This window comes from Flavobacterium pedocola (genome assembly GCF_053764385.1).
Genome location: NZ_JBSNCR010000003.1, coordinates 390,907 through 415,487 on the forward strand (window position 1 = coordinate 390,907; position 24,581 = coordinate 415,487).

Genomic DNA, 24,581 nt, shown 5'->3' on the forward strand with positions numbered 1-24,581 from the left:
ATTTTAAAAAATACAATTTTCATACTTTCCAAATACAATTGATGAGGGATTCGGTTTTGATGTATTAAATGTAACTACTTTATTTTAACTTTTTGTATAATTCTTAATAAGAAAGTAATTGCTATTTTTGAAAAAACAGAAATCATGAAAATCATACCCTTGCTAATTGCCACAGCCTCACTATGTGTAGCGTGTCAAAAAGACGCCAAGCCTTCTGAAAAAATAAGCGCTGAAGCCTCCGATAGTGTTGCTGCCGCGGTCGCTTCCCAATACGAGAACAGCCTAAAAAACATGAATCCTCAGGGACAAAATCCGCAGATGAACCCTATGGCCAATCAAGCGAATACTGCAAGTCAGGTAACACCGGCTAATCAGGCCACCGCGGTACAAACAAATGTTCCGGTTACAAAACCCGGCATGAATCCTCCACACGGACAGCCCGGACACCGCTGTGATATTGCCGTAGGTACGCCATTGAACAGCAAACCTGCCGCCAATAGCGGTACAAACGCGGTACGTTATACACCACCGACACCAACGGGGCAAGCCCAAACAACTACCACCGCCAATAACATTCCCGCTATACTCCAGCCCACTACGGGCGCAACACCAGCAACACCGGCAAAACCACAAACCACACTTGCAGGTATGCAGGGAAAACCGAATCCGGCACACGGACAGGAAGGCCATCGTTGTGATGTAAAAGTCGGCGATCCGTTACCTTAAAAAATACAAAACCACCCAAAAAAGGTGGTTTTTTTTATACCTTTAAGAAAGTATTATCCTTTTAACTTATAAAAGGTTGCGATTTGTTATGTATTTTTGCACTCAAATTGAAAAAATCACGATGATACAAGATCCTAAACGCTATACCATTACCGCTGCTTTACCGTACACCAACGGCCCTATCCATATTGGGCATTTGGCCGGTGTTTATGTGCCTTCCGATATTTATGCACGTTTCCTTCGTTTACAGGGAAAAGATGTGGCGTTTATCTGCGGAAGCGATGAACACGGGGTAGCCATTTCGATGAAGGCTAAAAAAGAAGGCATTACGCCACAGGAGGTAATCGACAAGTATGACGGGATCATTCGTAAATCGTTTGAGGATTTTGGAATTTCGTTTGACAACTATTCAAGAACTTCGGCGGAAATCCATCATAAAACCGCTTCGGATTTTTTCAGAAAACTCTACGACGAAGGCAAATTCATCGAAGAAGTAACCGAACAATTGTACGACGAAAAAGCCGAGCAGTTCCTTGCTGATCGTTTCGTAACAGGAACTTGTCCGAAATGTGGCAACGAGGAAGCGTATGGTGACCAGTGTGAAAAATGCGGTTCGTCTTTAAACGCTACTGATTTAATCAACCCGAAATCAACCATCACCGGAACCAAGCCTGTTTTAAAATCGACCAAACACTGGTTCTTACCTTTGGATCAATACGATACTTTCTTAAGAGACTGGATACTGGAAGGTCATAAAAACGACTGGAAACCAAACGTGTACGGACAGGTAAAATCCTGGCTGGAAGACGGATTGCGTCCAAGAGCCGTAACCCGTGATTTGGATTGGGGTATCGATGTACCCGTGGAAGGCGCGGAAGGTAAAAAATTATACGTGTGGTTCGATGCACCGATCGGTTATATTTCGTCCACTAAAGAATGGGCAGCACGCGAAGGAAAAGACTGGGAACCGTACTGGAAATCCGAAGACACCAAATTGGTACACTTTATCGGAAAAGACAATATCGTATTCCACTGCGTGATTTTCCCGGCGATGTTAAAAGCAGAAGGTTCTTATATTTTACCGGACAATGTACCAGCGAACGAATTCTTAAACCTAGAAGGCAACAAACTCTCCACCTCTAAAAACTGGGCGGTTTGGTTGCACGAATACCTGTTGGATTTCCCTGAAAAACAAGACGTTTTGCGTTACGCTTTAACAGCCAACGCCCCGGAAACCAAAGACAACGATTTCACCTGGAAAGATTTTCAGGCGCGCAACAACAACGAATTGGTAGCCATCTTCGGAAACTTCATCAACCGCGTGGTGGTACTGACCAACAAATATTACAACGGCGTTATTCCGCAGCCGAATGAGCTGACTGAAATCGACGAGCAAACTTTAGCAGAACTGAAAGCCTATCCGGCAGTAATTGCTTCTTCTGTGGAACGCTACCGTTTCCGTGAAGCTTTAGGGGAATTGATGAATGTGGCTCGTTTAGGAAACAAATATTTAGCCGATGAAGAGCCTTGGAAAATCGTAAAAGAGAACCCGGCGCGTGTGCAGACACAAATGTATGTGGCTTTGCAAATTGCTGCTGCGCTTAGTGTTTTGGCAGAACCATTTTTACCGTTCACCGCCAGCAAACTGAAAAACATTTTAAAACTGAACAATACTTTTGACTGGAACACTATCAGTACGACTTCGGATTTAATTCCGGCAGGACATCAGATTGGGGAAGCAGAATTGTTGTTCGGCAAAATAGAAGACGAAGAAATTCAAAAACAAATAGACCGATTGGAAGCAACCAAAGTAGCCAACAAAGCCGAAAATGCTAAGGCGGAACCTCAGAAAGACATCATCGCGTTTGAAGATTTTGCCAAAGTAGATTTGCGCATCGGAACGATTATCGAAGCCGAGAAAATGCCGAAAGCCAACAAACTTTTAGTATTGAAAGTGGATACAGGAATCGACGTTCGCACCATCGTTTCGGGAATCGCCGAACATTTCACCCCGGAAGAAGTGATTGGAAAACGAGTAACGGTTTTGGTTAATTTAGCACCGAGAGCGTTACGCGGTGTAGAAAGCGAAGGGATGTTGCTGCTCTCCAATACTGCCGAAGGCAAACTGGTTTTTGTAAATCCGGATGCCGAAGGTGTAATCAACGGAGCAATGATTAGTTAAATACAAACACGACCCTTTTAGTACTGCTGAAAGGGTTTTTTGATACAGAATTATGGATTTAAAAGTAATAGCCTTCGATGCGGACGACACCTTGTTCATCAACGAGCCGTACTTCGAAGAAACCGAAAAAAAATTCTGCGGAATGATGAGCAATTACCTTTCCGCACAAAGTTTGTCACAGGAATTGCTGAAAACGCAAGTCAGCAACCTGCCCTTATACGGTTACGGAATCAAAGGATACATCCTTTCCATGATCGAGACCGCCATTAAAGTATCCGACGGAACCATCAGTACCAAGGGAATTCAAAAAATCACAGATTTAGGCAAGGAACTGATTCAAAGGCCGATCGAGCTTTTAGACGGCGTAGAAGAAACGTTACAAGCCTTACAAGGAAAATACAAACTGGTAGTAGCGACCAAAGGCGATTTAAAAGACCAGCAGCGAAAACTGCACGATTCAGGCTTAGGCCCTTATTTTCACCATATTGAAGTAATGGCCGACAAGCAGGAAGTTAACTATGAAAAACTGTTGAAACGCCTGGATGTGGAGCCTTCCGAATTTTTTATGATTGGAAATTCCTTAAAGTCGGATGTATTACCCGTTTTGAATATCGGCGGTTATGCGGTACATGTGCCTTTTCATACCACCTGGGCGCACGAACGTATTGACCACGAAATCATTCACCCGAATTTTAATGCCGTGGAAAAGATCACTGATGTTTTACCGATATTATTACCATGAACCAAAAGTTAGACCTCCAAAACTGGAACCGCAAAAGCCATTTCGAATTCTTCTGTAAATTTGAAGAGCCTTTTTTCGGCCTTACGTTTACCGTTGACTGTACAAAAGCCTATCAGACCGCCAAACAAAAAGGCATTTCCTTTTTCGTTTATTACCTTTACAAAACCTTGGAAGCGGCAAACAGCATTGAAAATTTCCGTTACCGGATTGTAGAAGGCGAAGTACTGATTTACGACAAAGTAAATGTATCGACTACCATTATGCGGGAGGACACCACTTTTGGGTTTTCGTTTATGGAGTATTTCCCGGAACTGGATCTTTTTAACGAAACCGCAACGGCAGAAATTGAGCGTGTTCGCAATACACCGGGCTTACTTACCCGAGACTTCAGTAAAGAAATCAATCTAATTCATTTCTCTTCGATTCCCTGGATAAATTTCACCTCGGTTTCGCATTCGCGCAGCTTTATCTTTCCGGACAGTTGCCCAAAAATATCCTTTGGGAAAATGACGGAAGAAAACGGTAAAAAAACCATGCCGATGTCTGTTCATGTCCATCATGGGTTAATGGATGGCTACCACCTAGGCTTGTTTGTTGAAGCTTTTCAAAAACTGATGAATGCCTAAATGTTCCCAATAGCCTATCACCCGATTTACAAACACCCTTTACCGGAAGGCCACCGCTTTCCGATGATTAAATACGAACTGTTGCCCCAACAGCTTTTGCACGAAGGCACCGTTTCCCAAAGCTCTTTTTTTGAACCCGGACTACCTGATTTGCAGCACCTATTGGCCGTTCACACGAAAGAATATGTAACCGCATTGACTTCTTTGACCTTAGAGCCCCGTGCGGTTCGAAAAATAGGGTTTCCGCTTTCGGCTGAATTGGTGGAACGCGAATTGCGTTTGGCGCAGGGCAGTATCCTTGGAGCTGAAAAAGCATTGCAGACCGGCATCGCTTTTAACATAGCCGGAGGCACCCATCATGCTTATTCCGACCGGGGCGAAGCGTTTTGTCTGTTGAACGACCAGGCCATTGCTGCCCAATATTTACTGAACCAAAAACTTGCCAAAAAAATCCTTATAGTAGATCTCGATGTACACCAAGGTAACGGAACAGCCGAAATCTTTCAAAACAATCCGAATGTTTTCACCTTTTCCATGCACGGAAAATCCAATTATCCGTTTAAAAAGGAAAAATCCGATCTGGACATTGAACTGCACGACAATACCGATGACCATAAGTTTCTGGAAATTTTAGAAAACACTTTACCTTATTTAATCAATACCCAAAAACCTGATTTTATATTTTACCTATGCGGAGTCGATATTCTTGCCTCTGACAAATTAGGTAAATTGGGTTGTACCCTGAACGGCTGCAAACAAAGGGATGAATCCGTATTAAGCCTTTGCCAAAAACACGAAATCCCAGTGCAAGTTAGTATGGGTGGCGGTTATTCCCCAGACATCCGTACGATCATCGAAGCTCATGCCAACACCTATCGCGTAGCGGCAAGTTTATACCATTAAAGGTAACCACCGGTAGTTCACCGGTGGTTCAGCAAACCTAAACAGCATTCAATACAGCAATAATGTCGTCACCGTATTTTTCTGCTTTCTTGTCTCCGATGCCTTTTATCTGTTTCAGGGCTTCGATAGTTTGGGGCTGATGCAAGGCAATGCTTATGAGCTCCGAATTATGGCAAACCATATATTTGGGCAGGTTCAGCTGATTGGCTTTATCCGTCCGCCATGCTTTCAAACATTCTAAAACATATTGCACACCAGGTGTCAATTCAGATTCCTTTGTCTGAGGCTTCTTTTCCCTTATCGGTTTAGTTTCCATCTGCTCTGCTTCATACTGAATCAGGATCGACCAATACGATTGATCTTCTTCCGCAGTTACAAAATGAGCCGTTGACTTAATAAACCTTACGCGATCAAGAAACGCATTGAGCGTGTTTTGATCCGATTGAACATAAGGAGCTCCCGTTCGTATGGTGAACACCTGAATTAGCATACCGCTATTTTCCTAAAAGCAAGACTTCGTTAGCAACCACTTCGGTTATGTAGCGTTTGTTACCGTCTTTGTCGTCGTAGCTTCGGTGGGTCAGTTTGCCTTCAATGGCGATTTCCTTTCCCTTCTCGACAAATTTTTCAATGATTTCAGCGGTTTTTCCCCAAGCAGTCACTCTGTGCCACTCGGTTTGTTCCACTTTTTCCCCTTTTTCGTTGTAATAAGAATCGTTTGTAGCAAGGGTAAGGTTGGCTACTTTACGGTCTCCGTTAACTGTTTTTACTTCAGGCTCCTGGCCTACGTTTCCGATTAATTGTACTTTGTTTCTCATGGCGTTTAAAAAAATTAAAGGTTTATAACTGAAAATGTGTCCATAACTGTTCTGTTATTCCGACAGTGCAAAACTGTAAAATCTCAGCAATTAAATCCGGTTGCTAAACGTTTACTTTCGATTGTAACTGTTTGTTGTCGTTTGTTTTCAGGAATTTTCTTATATTTGAAATGATGTACAACAACGGAATCTCCAACAACAACTGATTTTTCAGCAAAATTCAGTGTCTTGAAAGATTCCTGATAAGAACCGAGCTTCTGCTCTTAAAACTATAAGCCATGACAACACCTTTCGATCTTGATGCCTTAAAATTTCCCATAGGGCACTTTACATTTCCTGCAGAAATCCTTCCGCAGCAGTTGGAACTTTGGAAAAAAACCATTGCAAGCTTTCCGGAACAACTGAAAAAAACCTGTGACACCCTTACCCCAACGGAGCTCAATTGGCAGTATCGCCCTCAAGGCTGGAAAGTCAAACAAGTGGTGCACCACCTGGCCGACAGTCATATGAATGCCCTGATACGGCTCAAACTTTCGCTAACCGAAGACGCACCTGTCATCCGTCCTTACGAAGAAGCACTTTGGGCTGAACTGCACGACAGCCTAAGCGATGACATCAGTACTTCGCTAAAAATGATTGAAAGCATTCATCATCGATGGAGCGTGCTTTTAGAACACTTTGAAGAAAAAGAATGGAACCGCATGTATTTTCATCCGCAGCACCAGAAATTCTTCAGTCTTAAGGAGATGTTAGGGCTTTACGACTGGCATTGCAGGCACCATCTGGCTCATATTCAACAGGCTTTGAACCATAAGGGTAACTTTTAAGATCATCCCATGAAAGTATACTGGAAAATGCCCAAAGCACTCAAAATTCACTTTCTTGAGGAAATCGCCCTGAGCAAAACTCTTTTTAAAACAGACAAATCCGCTTCATGGAAACGACTGGAGCGGGCTCACATCATTGGACAGCCATGGGCCTTGGAACATACGATTGCTCATTTTGAAATGCTTCGTTTCGCGTTCCGAATTAAAAACGCTCGTGAAATTATCGGACAACTACCCCGATTACTCGTTGGTGGGATTAAATCGTATATAGGTCACGTTCCAACGGGAAATACCGGCGGCGCCAATGTACCACCTTTACGAAAAATGGAAATCCCGGAAGATCTTCAAAAAATACTGTCTCCTTACTTATGAAAGTCTGTTTGGAATGCAAGGACAGCATCGTGGGTCGGGAAGACAAAAAATTTTGCGGAGACGGTTGCAGGAATTCTTACAACAACCGACAAAATAAGGATTCTACGAATCTTATGCGCAATATTAATAACAAGTTAAGGAAAAATTACCGTATTTTGTCTCAACTAAACCAGCAGGGCAAATCCAAAACCACACGAAACAAATTAATATCCCAAGGATTTGACTTTGAATTTTTTACATCACTTTATACTACCCATAAAGGAGACCATTATTACTTCCTCTATGATCAAGGGTACCGGATGCTGGAAAATGACTGGTTGCTGTTAGTAAAAAAGGAAACTTAACAAACCGAACATGATACGATTTTATCCTAACGAAGAATTTAGAGAATTTACCGTAGGCGGAACGCGTACAAAACGATATGCCATTTCCAACTTAGGTCGTCTGGTAAGTTTTACCCGTGAAATCAAGGAGGGAACCTTGTTAAAAGGGTCTTTAGCGGACGGGTACCGCATTTTACGGGTTGAAAATCGGGTGCAGGGCGAAAAAACCAATTACACATATTTACTGTACAAACTGGTAGCCGATTTTTTTGTTCCGAAAACTGCTGACGATCAGCAGTATGTGATTCATTTAGATTTCAGCCGCAACAACGATAAAGCCTCCAACCTGAAATGGGTAAACTACGAAGGGAAGATGGAGCACTACAGGAAAAGCCCACATGTGATTAAAGGCAGAAAGAAAACCATTTCACACAACATAAAAGCAGATGGCCGAAAACTAACAGAAACCACGGTAATCCGCCTAAAAAAAATGCTGCTGGACCCCAACCGAAAAACCCGTATGAAAATCATTGCCAAGCAGTTTGGCGTGAGTGAAATGCAGTTGTACCGCATCAAATCCGGGGAAAACTGGGGCCATATCAAGGTACATGTACGAGCCAAAAAGAATGAGGAATAACACCCCTGTCGTTGCTATTTTAGGCTGTGGCTGGTTAGGCATTCCTTTAGCGGAACACCTGATTGCAAACGGGTATTCCGTAAAAGGTTCAACAACAACGGATGAAAAATTGCCGGTTTTAAAAGCTAAAGCGATTGACCCTTATAACATCAGCCTTTCCGAAAAGGGAATTACCGGGGATATCGAAGGTTTTTTAGCCGATTCCGACATCGTCCTTATTGATATTCCGCCTAAAATAAGAAGTTTAGTTCCGGAGAATTTTGTCAAAAAAATAGCAACGCTGACCCCTTATCTTGAAACATTCGGGAACAAAAAAATAGTATTTATCAGTTCATCTTCTGTTTATCCTGATGAAGTTTCTTACAACTACAAGGTCACAGAAAGTTATTCACCCCAACCGGATACGGAAGGCGGAAAACAACTTTTAGAAACGGAGCAGTTACTGCAAAGCAATCCCAATTTCAAAACGACTATCCTTCGTTTTGGCGGATTGATCGGAAAAGAAAGGCATCCGGTAAAACACCTTTCCGGAAGGGACGGTATTTCAAATCCGCAAGCGCCGATCAACATGATCCATCTGGAGGATTGCATCGGCATTATCCACCGCATTATTGCCACCGAAACCTGGGGAGAACTCTTTAATGCCGTAGCACCTTTGCATCCGGACCGGGAAACATATTATCACAAAAAAGCTCAGGAAATGAACTTGGCTTTGCCTAAATTTGCTCACGACCAACCTTCTGTCGGCAAGCTGATCTCCAGCGAAAAACTACAGCAGGCTTTGGCGTATACGTTTAGCAAAACCGATTTCTGACGTGAATAAAATCATAAAACTGCACCAATCCACCAAAAACCGCCTGCAATCCGTAGGCCTTCCGATGCTGGCCCTGATTTGGGTAAGCTTCTTCTGGGGCACGACCTGGCTGGCTTCCAAAGAAGGGGTCAAGCACATGCCCGCGTTGCAGTTGGCTGCCATCCGTCAATTTTTGGGAGCATCGGTTTACATCCTCTATTTTCTTTATAAAAAAACGCCGTGGCCCAAAGGAAGACAATGGAAAACGATTGTCATCCTGAGCATCCTGAACTTCGTGATGAGTAACGGTTTAAGCACCTGGGGCGTGAAATATATTTCCAGTGGCTTGGGCGCTATTATTGGGGCTGTTTTTCCATTATGGATTGTAATCATAAGCTTTTTTAAAGGAGAACGGCTTTCGAAATGGTCGATTATCGGGATGCTGGTGAGCTTTGGAGGAGTTTGCCTGGTCTTCTATGATTATTTAGCCGATTTTATAAAACCGGATTTTCAGTTTGGGATTTGCCTTTCGGTTCTGGCTACTTTGACTTGGGCGTTCGGAAGTTTGTACACCAAAAAGAAAGCAGCGAGTTTCAACCCTTACTTCAGTTTAGGGCTTCAGATGCTGCTTTCGAGTATTTTATTGTTTGCCTACACCGGAGCAACCGGAACATCTGTTAACATCACTGAAATCCCGTCGGAGTCTTGGTGGTCAATTGCTTATTTGGTGGTGTTTGGCTCCGTATTTACGTTTATTGCATTCATTTATGCCCTGCAGCATTTACCCGCAGAAATAAGCAGCATTTACGCTTACATCAATCCAATTGTGGCGGTGGTTTTAGGCGCTTTTATTTTTAATGAACCCTTAACAGTGATGATTGTAATCGGGGGTACTTTAGTGCTTCTCGGAATTTATTTAGTAAATTTATACACCCGTAAACGATAAAATAAAATTCATGAAATTGACAAAGCTTAGTTTGTTTGCCCTTCTTTTAGGATTGTCCCTGCAAGCCCAAGATAAAAAAAATCTGATTGTACCCAACGAAAATTTAATCACGGAAAATATTGCCGATATCTCGAAAGAACTGGCAGCGAAAGTCAAAAAATACTCCGAAGCAAGAGCTGCTTTTTTAGAAGAAGTTCATCCGATTAAAAACGAAATCATCATTGCTACCCAATTCGGGTCCACGATCCAGCTTCACAAAGTGAGTCAGCCCATGGGAGCCCGAAAACAGATTACTTTTTTTGACGAACCCATCGGCAATGCCACTTACGAACCCACACACGGTGACTATCTTATTTACTCCAAAGATGTTGGCGGAAATGAGTTCGGCCAGCTTTTTAAATTGGATCTGAAAACTTTAAAATCTACGCTGCTTACTGATGGCGGCCGATCCCAAAACGGCGGAATCAAATGGAAAAAAGACGGTTCCGGTTTTTATTTTTCATCGACAAAAAGAAACGGAGGCGACCGGGATATTTATTATATGAATCCGAATGATCCGAAATCCGTAAAACAGGTATTGGAAGTGAAAGGCGGTGGCTGGGGCATTCATGACCTATCAAACGACGGGTCAAAACTGCTTGTGGGTGAATATGTTTCTGCAAATGAGTCACATCTTTGGCTCCTTGAAACCCAAACCGGAAAACTGACAGCCATAACCGACAGGGCAGATAAAAGTATCGTTCAAACCAACGCCAACTTTTCCAAAAAGGCAGATGAAATCTGGTTCATTACGGACAAAGACAATGAATTTCAGCGCTTGGCAACCTTTAATCTGAATACTAAAAAAACCAACTATTACACATCTGCAATTCCATGGAATATAGAAAATTACGTTTTATCCGAAGACAAATCGCAGTTGGTTTTTTCCGCGAATGAAGGCGGGGTTTCCAAAATGTACCTGATGGACGCTGTGTCTAAAAAATATACCGAGATAAAAAATATCCCGATAGGAACCATTACCGATATCGATTTTACAAAAGACGGACAGAGTATTTTCTTTTCGCAATCCACAGCCGATTCTTCTTCAGACGTTTACAAACTTACTCTGAAAACCAACAAAATGGAACGCTGGACGGAAAGCGAATTGGGCGAAATGCAAAAAGAAGACATGTCTATGCCCAAATTGATTGAATGGAAAAGTTTTGACAATATGAAAATTTCAGGGTTTTATTATCCGGCTTCACCAAAATTTACCGGAAAAAGACCTGTTTTTATTAATATTCACGGTGGACCGGAAGCACAGTCCAGAGCCTCTTTTTTAGGATCCAGCAACTATTATACGAATGAAATGGGAGTTGCTGTAATATTCCCGAATGTTCGTGGTTCTTCCGGATTTGGAAAGACATTTATCGCAGCAGACAATTGGTATTTACGTGAAAATTCCGTGAAAGATATCGGCGCGCTTTTAGATTGGATTGCACAACAACCGGAGCTCGACAAGGACCGTATTATGATCATGGGCGGAAGCTATGGCGGTTATATGACCTTGGCGACTGCTTTTCATTATGCGGATAAAATCCGTTGCTCAGTGGATGTAGTGGGCATTTCGAATTTCAATACCTTTTTGAAAAATACCGAAGAATACCGCCGTGATTTGCGCAGGGTGGAATACGGTGATGAAAGAGATGAAAAGATGCGTGCTTTCCTGGAGAAAATTGCTCCTTTAAACAATACCGACAAAATCATGAAGCCGATGTTTATCATTCAGGGCACCAACGACCCTAGGGTTCCGGTTACGGAGGCAACCCAAATGCGGGACAAACTAAAAGCACAGGGCAAAACGGTTTGGTATCTGGAAGCCAAAGACGAAGGACACGGCTTTAGGAAAAAAGCAAACGTCGATTACCAGCGTTTGGCCGTGATTAGGTTTATGGAGAACTACTTATTAAATTAATTACAAATAAAAAATCCCGGACTCACGCCCGGGATTTTCTACTTTTTATTAAAAACGGATTACCAGATTTTCACTCGGTTTTCCGGTTTTACGAACAATTTGTCTCCTTCTTTGATATCGAAGGCCTGGTAGAACGATTCCACATTCTGTAACGGTACATACGCTCGGTACATGCCCGGTGAGTGCGGATCGGTTTTCACCTGATTCTTAATGGCCTCGTCTCTCATTTTAGAACGCCAGATGGTCGCCCAAGAGATGAAGAAACGCTGTTCCGGAGTATAGCCGTCGATGTTGGTCGGTCTTCCCGCTTTCTTTAAAGCGATTTGTAAACCGTCGTACGCCGCATTTACACCTCCTAAGTCTCCGATATTTTCTCCTAAGGTGAATTTACCGTCTACAAAAGTTCCCGGAAGTGGTTCTAAAGCACTGTACTGAGCAGCCAAAGCACCTCCTAAACCGGTGAATTGTTTCAAATCGTCTTCCGTCCACCAGTTCACTAAGTTACCGTCTGCATTGTAACGCGAACCTGAATCATCGAAACCGTGTGAGATTTCATGTCCGATTACAGCACCGATTCCTCCGTAATTCACTGCATCATCCGCTTTGTAATCGTAGAATGGCGGTTGCAAGATCGCAGCCGGGAAAACAATTTCGTTATACGATGGGTTGTAATAAGCATTTACCGTTTGTGGCGACATACCCCATTCGGTTTTGTCTACCGGTTTTTGTAAATCGGCAAGGTTTTCTGCAAAGCCCCAACGAGCAACACTTTTCATGTTGTCGAAATAGTTACCGCCCTGTTCTTTGGATTTGATCACCAATTTAGAATAGTCTTTCCATTTGTCCGGATAGCCGATTTTTATGGTCGATTTTCTTAATTTTTCAATCGCACCTTTACGCGTAGCCGGTGTCATCCATGGCAAGTTATTGATGCGGTTTTCAAAAGCCATGAAAACGTTGTCAATCATTGCTTTAGCTTTCGCTTTGGCCTCTGCAGGGAATTTTTTCTCTACATACAATTTACCTAACGCTTCTCCAACGGTTCCGTTCACTACCTGTAAAGCTCTTTCCTCACGAGGACGTTGTTTCAACGCTCCGGTCAAGGTTTTGCTGTAGAATTCCCAGTTTGCGGTTTCAATATCGGTAGTTAATACCCCTGTGGATTTATTGATCAGCATCCAACGCAAGTACGCTTTCCAGTCTTCCACTTTGTTAGCTTTGAAGATTCCGTCTAAAGCCGTCATGTATTTTGGCTGGGACACAATCAACGAATCGATTTTTCCGATACCCACTCCGGTCAGATACCCATTCCAGTCTACGGATGGTGTCAATTTCTGAAGATCGGCTACGGTCATCGGGTTGTAGGTTTTTCTACGGTCACGACGCTCCACACGGTCTAAACGCGGGCGGGCCATTTCCGTTTCCAAAGCCAAAACTTTCTCCGCCTGAAGCTTAGCTTCTGCTGGTTTTATCCCTAAAAACTGAAGCATTCTGGCTACGTGAAGCACATATTTTTCACGTTTTTCTTTTGAATCTTTATCGTCTGAAACGTAATAATCACGGTCCGGTAACCCTAAGCTTCCCAAACCTAAATACACTACGTTACGGTTACTGTTTTTAGCATCGGCACCAATTCCAACCCCATAAAAACCTAAGCCACCCTGAGATTCCATCTCGATCAAAAGCTTGTTGACATCCGCAACAGTTTTCACCGCGTTGATTTTTGCCAAATACGGCTTTAAAGGAGTGATCCCCATCTTGTTACGGGCAACCGTATCCATATATGTTTTGTATACGTTCACGGCTTTTGCCTGATCGGAATTCGGATCCAGTTTTTTATTGGCCGCTGCTTCTTTTAAGATAGCCAAAGCATCTTTGTCGGTATTCTGACGCAATTCGTCAAAACTTCCCCAACGGGTTTTATCGGCCGGGATTTCTGTTTTATCAAACCAGGTTCCGTTCACATATCGGAAAAAATCATCTCCGGGCTTAACGGATTTGTCCATTAAATCCAGATTGATTCCTGGATTCTTCTGCTGTTTCTGCTGGGCTGCAGCATCTAAGCTAAGAAGTGAAAAAACAGCAAGAGAACCTGCCGCTACGATTCTTTTTTTCATAAGCAATTAGTTTTTTATTATACGCTTAACAACGCTCTTATCATCGGAAGCTATTTTAACAAAATAAATTCCGGTTGCAACATTCGTTAGATTTAATAAGTAGCTCGAATTTGAAATTGTTACACGTTCATCTGTTAAAATTATCTTACCGGACAAATCGTAAACGGTAATCGCTTCAGGAATAAAATCCCCTAAAGCCACATTAAAAATACCGCTGGACGGATTAGGGTATACGGCAACGTTACTGATATCAAACACTTCATTGGAAAGGGTGCCTTCAATCACAAAGTCATCAATGACTACACCTTGCTGTGCCACAGATTCATCGGTATGGAAAACTATCCTGAAAATTACGTTAGTTTGTGCATTAAGTGTATTCAAAGGATAAAAATACGATTTAAGGGTCGTGTCGGTACCAGTCCATTGTGCGCCCGGACAATTGTAACAATCGCTCCCGGCTGTTGCCTGTGTACGGTTGCTGTTGTACCAGTTTGCACCCTGAGTTCCTAAAACACTCCAGGTCTGACCAAAATCAGTGGTGTACTGTACATACGCAATATCCCAGTTCTGCTCCAGATCGAATTTCATCTTGAAACGGATAACCGGATTGGTAATTACCGATAAATTATAACATTGTGAAATAAGATACGTTTTCATATTATTAGGATAACTACCGCTCAGGTTGGTGGCATAAACATTATTTGCCCCTGTTGCCATAGTACCACCTGTTCTTGTACCGCGCTGCCATTGTGAGGTGGTTGCTCCATCGTTAAAGGCCAGCAACTCCGTTGCAGCAGTTTCAAACGTATTTACAACCCCTACAGTTCCGGCATCGTTTACATAAAAGGGCACATTGCTTTGGTTATTGTCCGAATAAGCATCATTGGCCGTAGTGGAAGTCACACTTAAGGTGTAGATGCCTTTTGCAGGCGTCAATTGAGGCAAATCAATTACCTGTGTGGCGGAAATCGCAATAGCCCCGTTCCATACATAATTGAGTGGCGCTCCATTGTACTGGTAATTTACCGAAACGGTATTTATCGTACTCTGTCCCATGTTCTTAACGGTAATCTGAGGAGTAAATCCGCCACAGTTGATGTTCGCAGTAGGACTGTTAACCGAAACCAATTTTAAATCGGTTGACGGAACTTCTATTGGTATAGGCGATTGCCAGATCCCTCTTCCGTATGTGGCAGCGGTGATTTTGGCATCTTCAAGATTGATTTCCAGATCGGTAACGCTCACATTCGGCAAATTGGTATCGAAAGGCTCCCATTGGGCCGTGGAATCGTCGCGGTAATACACGCCTAAACTGGTTCCTAGATATAAAGGATTTAAGGTGTTTCTGCCCTGATGTTTGATTACGTTTTTCCCGATATTCGGCAATCCCGTTGAAACAGATGCAAAAACACTCCCGCCATCTGTAGATTTTAAAACCTGGCCTCCGGTTCCGGAAGTAACAAGGTAAACAATACTACTATTGGAAGAGTGCACACAAATTGACCTGATGTTTGAGGCAGCGGTATAAACGTTTGTAAAGTTGATGCCTTTGTCTGTACTTTTATAAAGCACGGAACCATTAGCCACATAAATAGTATTGTTGTTGCTCGGGTCGATGGTGATAAGCTCTAAATTACCGGTTCCCATTGCAGCTGTATTTTGCTGCACCCAGGCCCCGCCATCAAGCTTGTACAAGCCGGCAAAACCGGAATACAGTTCTCCCAGGGAATTCGCGGTAAGCGGTGTTACCCAGTTTCCGTCTACCCCACCCGGTGAACCTACCGAAGACCCTATTGAATTACCGGCATCGTCACTGACATACAAACTGCTTCCGTTCTGGATAAACCCATAATATTTGTCACTGTTGTTCGGATCGATGGCAGTATCCATACCGTCGGCTCCGTAGAAATTTTTCCACTGATTACCGCTGTAGGCGTGCCCTCCGTTATCCTGAAGTCCGCCCACCATTTTGTCGGCAGACTGTTTGGACACGGCTATTTTATAAAATTGGCTGATCTGTAATCCGGCCGTCAAATCGGTGAAATTAGTTCCGCCGTTTTGAGAAACGTAGATACCACCGTCTGTTCCGGCAAACAATTTACCGCCATAAAAACGTAAAAAATGAATATCCGCATGTGTATAAGCCGGTGAAGCCGGAGCACTCCAATTGTTTACTTTGGTTACTGCGGTCCCCCCGTTTAAGGATTTCCACACATTAAGGCATCCGGTATAAAGCTCATCCGCATTGGTATCGGATACTGCGAAAGCCAAATCATACCATGACTGGGTGGATTCAAAAACATCCGTGGTGCCGGAAGTCTTAACCCAAGAGGTTCCGCCATCCGTTGATTTATAAATACCCTGAAAACCGCCTCCTGTGGTAGCACTTAAAAGGTAAACATAATTTGAATTCGCCGGTGTTACATCCAACAAAAGTCTCCCGGAATTGGCCGGTAACGGTGTGCTGGTAATGGCTGTAAAAGTATCCCCGGCATTGGTAGAACGATAAAACCTGTTGTTAGAAGTCGCATAAACAGTATTGGGATCTCCCGGTTTTACACGGATGGTACCTTGCGCGAAATTCCCTGCCTGCTCATTAGTCCAGGTGGTTCCACCATCCGTAGTCCGGTAAAGACCTACATTGGTCGCCACCCAAAGCATGTTGGGATTGGTCGGGTTCATGATGATGTCCCCGGCATATGTTGTTGTATTGGCAAAAGTCAGTCCTGTTGTATTCCAGGTAGCGCCCCCGTCTGTAGATTTAAGTACTCCTATGGAATACGTATCGGAAGCATCTTTATCACCCGTGGCAATATAAATGGTATTGGCATTGGTATGATCGACAACAATTCCGGATACCCCTATTTGCGGCAACTGATCCGACAAGGGCGTCCAAGTTGTCCCATTATTGGTAGATCTCCAAATCCCTCCGGCCGGAGAACCTACATAAATCGTATTCGAATTCGTTGGGTCAACATAGACAAAACCAACCCTTCCCTGTCCTGAAGACCAGGAACCGGTATTCAAATGCGTGAACGGACCTATCGGTGTCCAATTGCTTGGCGGAAGGTTTCTGTTTACCGAATTGTTTCTGGCTTGGTTTTTTTGGTTGAAGGCTGTCCATAATTCCCCTGGGGTAATTAGTTTCCCTTCAGCATTAGTCAGGTTGCGCCAATGGTTTTCCCATCGCATGAACGGTTTATAACCGCTTCCTTTCTTTTTTTTGTCGTGGGTTTTCCAGTATTCCTCAAAGGAAGTGACAAGTTCGTCGATGGTTTTTTCTCTCTTACGCTCCGTGTCGGAAGTTTTCTCCATCCATGGGGCGAGCTCGTTAAATTGTGAATATCCTAAAAAGGAGCACAATAGGGTTAGTAGTAGGTACGTTTTTTTCATTTAAGTTAGTTAGGTTTTGCCAAAAGTATAAAAGTTTTAGTAAAAACAATATTTTTTAAACCCTAATACTCAATATTTTATCCCTTGAAATCAATCCACTATGTTTTGTACATTTGCAAAAAAATAGTGCCATGTTATCCTTTTTCAAAAAATACATTCCTTTTTTCATTGTACTGGGAATTTTATCTGTCATTATTATTGCCTTGTTTTATTCGGCACTGAAACCTAAGAAATCGTTGCCGGTCTATACACCGTCCATGGTCAATCCGGAACTGGTGGATTCCACCATTCAGCATATTACCAACAAAAACCAGCATCGTATTGCGGATTTCGCGTTTACCAACCAGAACGGCAAAACCATTACCCAAAAGGATTACGAAGACAAAATTTATGTAGCCGATTTTTTCTTCACCACCTGTCAGACCATTTGTCCGATGATGACCGACAACATGAGCTGGCTGCAACAACAGATTAAAAACAATCCGAAAGTAATGCTGCTTTCCCATTCAGTAACGCCGGACATCGATAATGTTTCGGTACTGAAAAAATACGCGCAGAAAAAAGGTGTAATCGACAGCAAATGGAATCTGGTGACCGGAAATAAAAAAGATATTTACTACCTGGCCCGAAAATCCTATCTGGTGGTCAAAACCGGAAATCCTTCTGAGTTGTACGATATGGTACACACCGAAAATTTCGTGTTAGTGGACAGCAAACGCCGTGTTCGAGGGTTTTACGACGGTACCAAACTAGAAGAAGTCGAAAAATTATTGGCCGACATCAATTTCCTTGTAGAGGAAGAAAATTAATTTTCCAACCACAAATTCTCCAATTAAAAGGAAATCATAATTTTTTGCAAAAGTGACTTTTAACAGCTTTTGCTGCATTATTATGCTTATTTTTGCAATCTAAATTCAATCTAAATAAAATTTGACTTTTACGTTAGCACAATTACAACGCGGGCAAAAAGCTATAATCGAGGATTTTAACATCGATGTAATTCCCTTAAAATTACTGGAAATGGGCTGTCTTCCCGGCAACGAAGTGGAACTGCTTCAGGTAGCGCCCTTTGGCGATCCGTTGTACATTAACGTGAACGACAGTCATGTAGCCATTCGATTGGAAACTGCCAAAGAAATTAACATCTCCATCATAAAAGAAGACCGTTTATGATGCACAATACCATAAAAGTTGCCCTGATCGGAAACCCTAACGTGGGTAAAACTTCCGTTTTTAATGAGTTGACCGGCCTGAACCAACAGGTTGGAAACTACCCGGGCATTACCGTGGAAAAGAAAATCGGGGTTGCCAAATTATCCGAATACACCAAAGCCACCATACTTGATTTGCCGGGAACCTACAGTTTAAATGCCAGTTCGATGGACGAAAGTGTAGTGATCGAGCTGCTGATGAACAAAAACGACAAGGATTTCCCCGATGTGGTCGTAGTAGTTTCCGAAGTGGAAAACCTGAAGCGTAATTTGTTGCTTTTCACCCAGATTAAAGATTTGGAGATCCCAACGATTTTGGTGATCAACATGAGCGACCGCATGGAAGCCAAAGGCATTTCACTGGATATCCCTTATATGGAAGCCCAACTGAAAACCGAGATTGCCTTAGTAAGCTCCCGCAGAAAATCCGGGATTGCCGAACTGAAAAAACTCATCATCAATTATAAAGAATTACCCACCGAACCGTGTCTGAACGCCTCAAGCATCGACCCGGACTACTTTAACAGTTTGCGCCGTGCCTTCCCGAACCAGTTGTTGTACAAATTGTGGCTCGTGATTACCCAGGATGTGAATTTCTCGAACCTGCATCGCAAGCATATCGAAGAAAATTCGTTTGCCAAGCAGAAAGCTGAACTAAAGCGTTTACAGCAAAAAGAGACTATCAAACGCTATCAGTTCATCAACGACACCCTGAAAATCGGTTATAAAGTCGATAAGGAAAAAGCAACCGACATCCGCGAAAAACTGGATCGCATCTTAACCCATAAAGTATACGGCTATTTGATTTTCTTTGGAATTTTAATGCTGATTTTCCAATCGATTTTCGGCTGGTCCAGCATTCCGATGGAGTTTATCGACAGCAGTTTCGCCTGGCTAAGCTCGTATGCGAAAACCAATTTACCGGCCGGTGTCCTTACGGATCTCATCGCCGAAGGGATTATTCCGGGGCTGGGCGGCATCGTTATTTTCATTCCGCAGATTGCCTTTTTGTTCCTGTTCATTTCGGTACTGGAAGAAAGCGGTTACATGAGCCGTGTGGTCTTTCTGATGGACAAAATCATGCGCCGGTTCGGCTTGAGCGGAAAAAGTGTAGTGCCGCTGATTTCAGGTACAGCCTGTGCGATTCCTGCGATTATGGCCGCCCGAAATATCGAAAACTGGAAAGAACGTTTAATTACCATTCTGGTAACACCTTTTACGACTTGCTCCGCACGTTTACCGGTGTATGCGATTTTGATTTCGCTTATCATCCCGGAACAACGCGTACTGGGAGTTTTCAACCTTCAGGGGATTACCCTGATGCTGTTGTACCTGTTAGGTTTTGCCATGGCCATACTTTCCGCTTATATTTTGAATAAAATTTTGCGTATTAAGTCGCGTTCGTATTTTGTAGTGGAAATGCCAAGTTATAAGGTTCCGATGCTCAAAAACGTGAGTATTAATGTGGTGGAAAAAACCAAATCGTTTGTATTTGGTGCCGGAAAAATCATTTTGGCACTGTCGATAATTTTATGGTTCCTGGGCTCACACGGTCCAAGTGCCACTTTCCATAACGCGGAAAAAATCGTAGCCGCACAACTTCAGAACAACGAAATTTCAGGTGAAAAAGACGATTTAATCGCTTCGTATAAATTAGAGAATTCCTATATTGGCATACTGGGAAAAACCATCGAACCGGTAATTAAACCTTTGGGTTACGACTGGAAAATAGGAATAGCCGTGGTAAGTTCCTTTGCGGCCCGTGAGGTTTTCGTGGGAACATTAGCCACCATTTACAGTGTAGGAAGCCACGCCGAAGAAGAAACCACCATCAAAAATAAAATGGCCGCCGAGGTGCATCCGGTCACGGGAGCGAAAATCTTCAACTTTGCCACCGGAACGTCACTGTTGTTGTTTTATGCCTTCGCGATGCAGTGTATTTCTACTTTGGCCATCACCAAAAAAGAAACCAATTCCTGGAAATGGCCGATCATCCAGCTCACCTTTATGAGTGGCCTGGCCTATACGGTGTGTTTGGTTGTGTACCAGCTGTTGAAATAATTTTGTCTCATGTGTAACTACCAAAAGACAATCTTCTTTTTTATGATAACCTGGATGGTTTGTCAGTCTCCAATTTACAGCCAAAGCAAACTGGAGCAATCCAAAAAGGAACTTAATTCCGGTTCACAAAGTACCAGCCCCAATACGACTTCAAGTCGTTCGGGTCACACTACTTCGGGAAAAGGTTTTTTCCAGCTGCTTTTCGTCGATATCGTTTACGGCACATTCAAATACGGCTTGATTGGCGATTACCAAAATGAAAATCATCTGCACAGCAATCTGACCCCTTATCCGTATTACAATAAAATTTCCGGAAATTTTGAAGGTAATGACACCCTGACGTTAGCCAATAAAAACCGTTGGCGCATCGACCTTGATGACCATTTCATGTACAGCAACAGCGATTTGTATGGTAATCATTTAAAGGTTAAAATAAGGCCTTTCCAGTACTTTTATCTTCAGACCGATTGTCGTCAGCTTTATGAGTCCAACGAAACGAGTACCCATCAGCTGTCCTTGTTTCATTTCAATGTGGTTTATGACAGGCTCCGGTTCGAAAAACTGAATTTGGGATGGACATTAGGGGCTTCGTATGTGGGCAATGAAGTAAAAAAAGTCGGTTTCTCCTATGGCCTTACTGCCGATTATTTTATGAACCGCCAAATTTCCTTTTCCGGTAATGCAAAGTGGAGCAAAATAAACGGGCTGTCAGTCAATGCTTATGAACTGCTGGGAAAATACCATATAAAAAGAGGTTTTGTCGGTTTGGGGTATCAGCATATAAAAATCGCCACACCTTCATATAATTTCATTACCTTAGGAGGAGGAATTTATTTTTAAGATGATCAGCTTTCAGGAAATAATCGTTTACCTTTTGCTTGGCGTTGCTTTAGCTTTTCTGTGGAAAAAATTCTTTGGTAAAAAGAAAAATGACAAGGATTGCGGTAACGGCGGTTGCGGCTGCAGTTAGTACTTCAACAGGATTTTATAGTCTTCCGGCTGAAGCGTTACGCCTTCTTTCGGATAGGGCACCACACTTACGTTTTTCAGGGTTTCTTCCTGTTTGGGCAGATGTTTGGCAAACCAACTTTTGATGGCTTCCATCGTCTTATTGTTGAAGGTAAACTGCACTTGTTCCACCAGTTTTTTATTGTCATACGCCGCCACCTCAACGGTTACTTCACCCGCCCAGACGCATTGCACCCCTTCCGGGCAGCGCGAGTCGTTTACCACTTTCACCAATACTATTTCCTTATCGGATTTCGTATCCAGCTTCTGGTTGATCTCGTTCGGATTTTTACGCGAAGCACAGCCCGAAAGCAGCAATCCAAAACAAAAAGCGGTGATTTTTTTCATACTTAATTTTTGATGATCAATAACGGTATGCTGATGCTGTGGCGCACTGCATCAACCGTAGTACCGAAAAGCAAATCTTTGAACCAGTGGTGCCCGTGGGCTCCTAAAATCAGGATGTCGAAATTACCTTCGTTCACGATTTTGGAAATACTTTTCTTAGGACTACCGAAATCAAGTTTAATGTCTACTTTATACCCCTTTGCTTCCAATGCATTTTTATAATCGTGCAGGTAGTTCGAATCGCTTGAGGTTTCAAAATCTTCGATTTCATCACCGTATACCATCGCTCCTACGGTTTCCACCACGTGAATTATGGTGTAATTAGCTTCTTTTCCACCCAATTGTAACGCACTCTCAATACTTTTCTCATCGGTGGTAGAGAAATCCAAAGCTACTGCTATGTTGGAATATACGATTGGCTTTTCGGCTTCCTTCACCACAACCTGTTTGATATGAGGTACTAAAGTTGGCGACACCATTGTCTTTTCCAGGAACGGTTTGATCATGATATACAAAAGCAACAAGGCTGCGGCAATGGCTAACGGCACTACAAAAATCCAAATGAAAATAGGGTTATCAGAGGTTTCGATCCAGCCTTTTATTTCGTCATAAACCAGACGCGCGTTCAGTGAAACGATTACCAACGCAATCAGCCAGGACGCAATTTTCGTATATTTTCCAATGGCAAAACCTTTCATTTTCTTGTTGTCGCTCACAAAGTGAATCAGCGGGATAATCGCAAACCCCAATTGTAAACTCAAAATTACCTGACTTAAAATTAGCAATTTTCCGGTAGCTTCTTCCCCAAAATAAACAATAGTGATAAACGCCGGTACAATGGCAATCAAACGGGTAATGATACGACGCACCCAAGGTTGGATACGCAAATTCAGATAGCCTTCCATTACAATCTGTCCGGCTAAAGTTCCGGTAATGGTGGAACTCTGTCCGGCCGCCAATAACGCCAAAGCAAACAAAATCGAAGCCCATTTCGTGCCCAAAAGCGGTGCGAGTAAGCGGTGTGCATCCTGTATTTCGGCAACTTCAAACATCCCGTTTTTGTAGAAAGTGGCAGCGGCCAAAATCAAAATCGCAGCGTTTACAAAAAAGGCCAAGTTTAAAGCGATTAACGAATCGAAGAAATTATAACGGATGGCCTGTTTGATGCCTTTTTCAGATTTATCGAATTTTCGGGTCTGCACCAATGAGGAATGCAGGTATAAATTGTGTGGCATCACCGTGGCTCCGATAATCCCGATGGCAATATAAAGCGCCGTACTGTTAGGAATGGACGGAATGATGCCGGTAGCAATCTGCGCGATATCCGGTTTGGCCAAAATCATCTCAATTAAGAAAGAAACCCCAATGATAGCAATTAGCGCAATGATGAAAGCCTCCATCTTCTTGATCCCTTTATTCAGCAAAAACAGTAATAAAAAAGTATCTAACATGGTGATGCTCACGCCCCACAACAACGGAATGTCAAACAATAACTGTAAACCGATGGCCATCCCGAGTACTTCCGCTAAATCACAGGCGGCAATAGCGATCTCGGCCAGGAAATACAACACGAAGTTAACCGGTCTGGAATACGTATCACGCGATGCCTGTGCCAAATCACGCTGGCGCACAATTCCCAAACGCGCACTTAAACTTTGCAGCAACAACGCCATGATGTTCGACATTAAAAGCACCCAGATCAAGGTATATCCGAACTGGCTTCCTCCGGCTAAATCGGTAGCCCAGTTTCCGGGATCCATATAACCTACGCTTACCATATAGGCCGGTCCGAAAAACGCCAAAACGCGTTTCCAAACCGTAGTGTTTTGGGTAATCGCAACCGACTGGTGAACTTCTTCTAAAGAATTTGATTTTGTTGTAGCCATTGTTATACTGTGGTTTTAGCAAACAGGTTGCCTGCTATTTTGTTGGAAATAATCATGGATTTTCCATCTACTTCTATGGTTAGGGACATGTCGAAGGTTTCTTTGCCCACTACTTTTATTTTAGAACCCAAAGCAATCTGCTGTTTGTCCAAATATTGTAAAAAACTGGAGGACGAATCTTTTACGCCTACGCAAATGCCGCTTTGTCCTATTTCAAATTCGGACAACAGTTGTTTTTCCACTTTTACAATATTTCCGTTTTTGTCCGGAATCGGGTCGCCGTGCGGATCTTCGGTCGGAAAACCTAAAAAAGCATCCAGTTTGTTGATGAGCTTTTCGGATTTGATGTGCTCCAACTCTTCCGCTACGTCATGTACCTCATCCCAGGCGAAATCCAGCTTCTCCACCAGGAAAACTTCCCATAAGCGGTGTTTGCGGACAATCATCTTAGCGGCCATTAGTCCTTTATCGGTAAGCATCACGCCCTGGTACTTCTGATAAATAACAAGTTCTTTGTCGGCCAGTTTTTTAATCATATCCGTTACCGACGAAGCCTTACTTTCGATCAAAGCTGCAATGGCATTGGTACTAACGCCTTGTTTCTGCGAAAGCGAAAGATGGTAAATTGCCTTGAGATAATTTTCTTCCGAATAAGTCATTACTAAATTTTTACGTTTCCAAAAATACAAATTTTTTTGATTGAAAATA

24 protein-coding genes are annotated in these 24,581 nt (G+C 42.9%); 17 read left to right on the plus strand and 7 right to left on the minus strand.

Annotation, left to right across the window (positions count from 1 at the left end; all coding sequences use genetic code 11):
* Positions 1-144: 144 nt before the first annotated feature.
* The 5 genes from ACWPKD_RS08780 (at position 145) to ACWPKD_RS08800 (ending at position 5,179) form a co-directional block, all read left to right on the plus strand.
* On the plus strand, positions 145-726 hold the full coding sequence (locus ACWPKD_RS08780) for a hypothetical protein (RefSeq protein ID WP_455412304.1): 582 nt from the start codon (positions 145-147) through the stop codon (positions 724-726).
* A gap of 121 nt (positions 727-847) precedes the next feature.
* Positions 848-2,908, plus strand: coding sequence for a methionine--tRNA ligase (metG, locus tag ACWPKD_RS08785; RefSeq protein ID WP_455412305.1), 2,061 nt, complete (start codon positions 848-850; stop codon positions 2,906-2,908).
* A 52-nt stretch (positions 2,909-2,960) separates the two neighbouring features.
* Positions 2,961-3,650, plus strand: coding sequence for an HAD family hydrolase (locus ACWPKD_RS08790; RefSeq protein ID WP_455412306.1), 690 nt, complete (start codon positions 2,961-2,963; stop codon positions 3,648-3,650).
* On the plus strand, positions 3,647-4,276 hold the full coding sequence (locus ACWPKD_RS08795; protein ID WP_455412307.1) for a CatA-like O-acetyltransferase: 630 nt from the start codon (positions 3,647-3,649) through the stop codon (positions 4,274-4,276). The genes ACWPKD_RS08790 and ACWPKD_RS08795 overlap by 4 nt, the downstream gene beginning before the upstream one ends.
* The gene (locus tag ACWPKD_RS08800) at positions 4,277-5,179 is read left to right on the plus strand and encodes a histone deacetylase family protein (protein WP_455412308.1); all 903 of its coding nucleotides are present in this window, start codon (positions 4,277-4,279) and stop codon (positions 5,177-5,179) included. It begins immediately after the preceding gene.
* A gap of 37 nt (positions 5,180-5,216) precedes the next feature.
* Here the strand turns inward: ACWPKD_RS08800 and ACWPKD_RS08805 are convergent, their stop codons facing one another.
* Both ACWPKD_RS08805 and ACWPKD_RS08810 read right to left on the minus strand, forming a co-directional pair.
* On the minus strand, positions 5,217-5,669 hold the full coding sequence (locus ACWPKD_RS08805) for an HRDC domain-containing protein (protein ID WP_455412309.1): 453 nt from the start codon (positions 5,667-5,669) through the stop codon (positions 5,217-5,219).
* A gap of 4 nt (positions 5,670-5,673) precedes the next feature.
* Positions 5,674-5,997, minus strand: a complete 324-nt coding sequence (locus ACWPKD_RS08810; RefSeq protein WP_455412310.1) for a single-stranded DNA-binding protein — start codon at positions 5,995-5,997, stop codon at positions 5,674-5,676.
* A gap of 278 nt (positions 5,998-6,275) precedes the next feature.
* Between ACWPKD_RS08810 and ACWPKD_RS08815 the strand changes: the two genes are divergently transcribed.
* The 7 genes from ACWPKD_RS08815 (at position 6,276) to ACWPKD_RS08845 (ending at position 11,849) form a co-directional block, all read left to right on the plus strand.
* Positions 6,276-6,824: a YfiT family bacillithiol transferase gene (locus ACWPKD_RS08815; RefSeq protein ID WP_455412311.1), complete on the plus strand. Its 549-nt coding sequence runs from the start codon at positions 6,276-6,278 to the stop codon at positions 6,822-6,824.
* Between the two features lie 9 nt (positions 6,825-6,833).
* Positions 6,834-7,196 carry a DUF3703 domain-containing protein gene (locus ACWPKD_RS08820; RefSeq protein WP_455412312.1) on the plus strand — a complete coding sequence of 121 codons (363 nt, stop codon included), beginning with the start codon at positions 6,834-6,836 and terminating at the stop codon, positions 7,194-7,196.
* On the plus strand, positions 7,193-7,540 hold the full coding sequence (locus ACWPKD_RS08825; protein ID WP_455412313.1) for a hypothetical protein: 348 nt from the start codon (positions 7,193-7,195) through the stop codon (positions 7,538-7,540). The genes ACWPKD_RS08820 and ACWPKD_RS08825 overlap by 4 nt, the downstream gene beginning before the upstream one ends.
* Positions 7,541-7,550: 10 nt before the next feature.
* Positions 7,551-8,156 (plus strand): NUMOD4 domain-containing protein, encoded by a 606-nt coding sequence (locus ACWPKD_RS08830; RefSeq protein ID WP_455412314.1) that lies wholly within the window; start codon positions 7,551-7,553, stop codon positions 8,154-8,156.
* On the plus strand, positions 8,146-8,970 hold the full coding sequence (locus ACWPKD_RS08835) for an SDR family oxidoreductase (protein ID WP_455412315.1): 825 nt from the start codon (positions 8,146-8,148) through the stop codon (positions 8,968-8,970). Before ACWPKD_RS08830 ends, ACWPKD_RS08835 begins: the two co-directional genes overlap by 11 nt.
* Positions 8,971-9,034: 64 nt before the next feature.
* Positions 9,035-9,895, plus strand: coding sequence for a DMT family transporter (locus tag ACWPKD_RS08840; RefSeq protein WP_455412522.1), 861 nt, complete (start codon positions 9,035-9,037; stop codon positions 9,893-9,895).
* A gap of 10 nt (positions 9,896-9,905) precedes the next feature.
* Positions 9,906-11,849 carry an alpha/beta fold hydrolase gene (locus ACWPKD_RS08845; protein WP_455412316.1) on the plus strand — a complete coding sequence of 648 codons (1,944 nt, stop codon included), beginning with the start codon at positions 9,906-9,908 and terminating at the stop codon, positions 11,847-11,849.
* Between the two features lie 59 nt (positions 11,850-11,908).
* On the opposite strand, the gene ACWPKD_RS08850 is transcribed toward ACWPKD_RS08845, so the two are convergent.
* Both ACWPKD_RS08850 and ACWPKD_RS08855 read right to left on the minus strand, forming a co-directional pair.
* Positions 11,909-13,966, minus strand: coding sequence for a M13 family metallopeptidase (locus ACWPKD_RS08850; protein WP_455412317.1), 2,058 nt, complete (start codon positions 13,964-13,966; stop codon positions 11,909-11,911).
* A 6-nt stretch (positions 13,967-13,972) separates the two neighbouring features.
* Positions 13,973-17,359 carry a VPS10 domain-containing protein gene (locus ACWPKD_RS08855; protein WP_455412318.1) on the minus strand — a complete coding sequence of 1,129 codons (3,387 nt, stop codon included), beginning with the start codon at positions 17,357-17,359 and terminating at the stop codon, positions 13,973-13,975.
* Positions 17,360-17,490: 131 nt separating this feature from the next.
* On the opposite strand from ACWPKD_RS08855, the gene ACWPKD_RS08860 reads away from it, so the two are divergent.
* The 5 genes from ACWPKD_RS08860 to ACWPKD_RS08880 all read left to right on the plus strand — a co-directional run bounded on the left by ACWPKD_RS08860 (position 17,491) and on the right by ACWPKD_RS08880 (position 21,601).
* A complete protein-coding gene (locus tag ACWPKD_RS08860; protein WP_455412319.1) occupies positions 17,491-18,168 on the plus strand; it encodes an SCO family protein in 678 nt (225 codons plus the stop codon).
* A gap of 121 nt (positions 18,169-18,289) precedes the next feature.
* Complete coding sequence (locus ACWPKD_RS08865) at positions 18,290-18,532, plus strand: FeoA family protein (RefSeq protein ID WP_455412320.1); 243 nt, start codon at positions 18,290-18,292, stop codon at positions 18,530-18,532.
* Positions 18,529-20,631: a ferrous iron transport protein B gene (gene feoB, locus ACWPKD_RS08870; RefSeq protein ID WP_455412321.1), complete on the plus strand. Its 2,103-nt coding sequence runs from the start codon at positions 18,529-18,531 to the stop codon at positions 20,629-20,631. Before ACWPKD_RS08865 ends, feoB begins: the two co-directional genes overlap by 4 nt.
* Before the next feature lie 42 nt (positions 20,632-20,673).
* A complete protein-coding gene (locus tag ACWPKD_RS08875; protein ID WP_455412322.1) occupies positions 20,674-21,471 on the plus strand; it encodes a hypothetical protein in 798 nt (265 codons plus the stop codon).
* A 1-nt stretch (position 21,472) separates the two neighbouring features.
* A complete protein-coding gene (locus ACWPKD_RS08880) occupies positions 21,473-21,601 on the plus strand; it encodes a FeoB-associated Cys-rich membrane protein (protein ID WP_455412323.1) in 129 nt (42 codons plus the stop codon).
* Here the strand turns inward: ACWPKD_RS08880 and ACWPKD_RS08885 are convergent.
* From ACWPKD_RS08885 to ACWPKD_RS08895, 3 genes are read right to left on the minus strand one after another with little or no spacing between them, the layout of a single operon-like run.
* On the minus strand, positions 21,598-21,987 hold the full coding sequence (locus ACWPKD_RS08885) for a hypothetical protein (RefSeq protein WP_455412324.1): 390 nt from the start codon (positions 21,985-21,987) through the stop codon (positions 21,598-21,600). The two genes, ACWPKD_RS08880 and ACWPKD_RS08885, sit on opposite strands and share 4 nt — an antisense overlap.
* Before the next feature lie 2 nt (positions 21,988-21,989).
* Positions 21,990-23,873, minus strand: a complete 1,884-nt coding sequence (locus ACWPKD_RS08890; RefSeq protein ID WP_455412325.1) for an Nramp family divalent metal transporter — start codon at positions 23,871-23,873, stop codon at positions 21,990-21,992.
* 2 nt (positions 23,874-23,875) lie between these two features.
* Entirely contained in the window at positions 23,876-24,532 is a 657-nt protein-coding gene (locus ACWPKD_RS08895) for a metal-dependent transcriptional regulator (protein ID WP_455412326.1), read from the minus strand.
* Positions 24,533-24,581 lie beyond the last annotated feature (49 nt).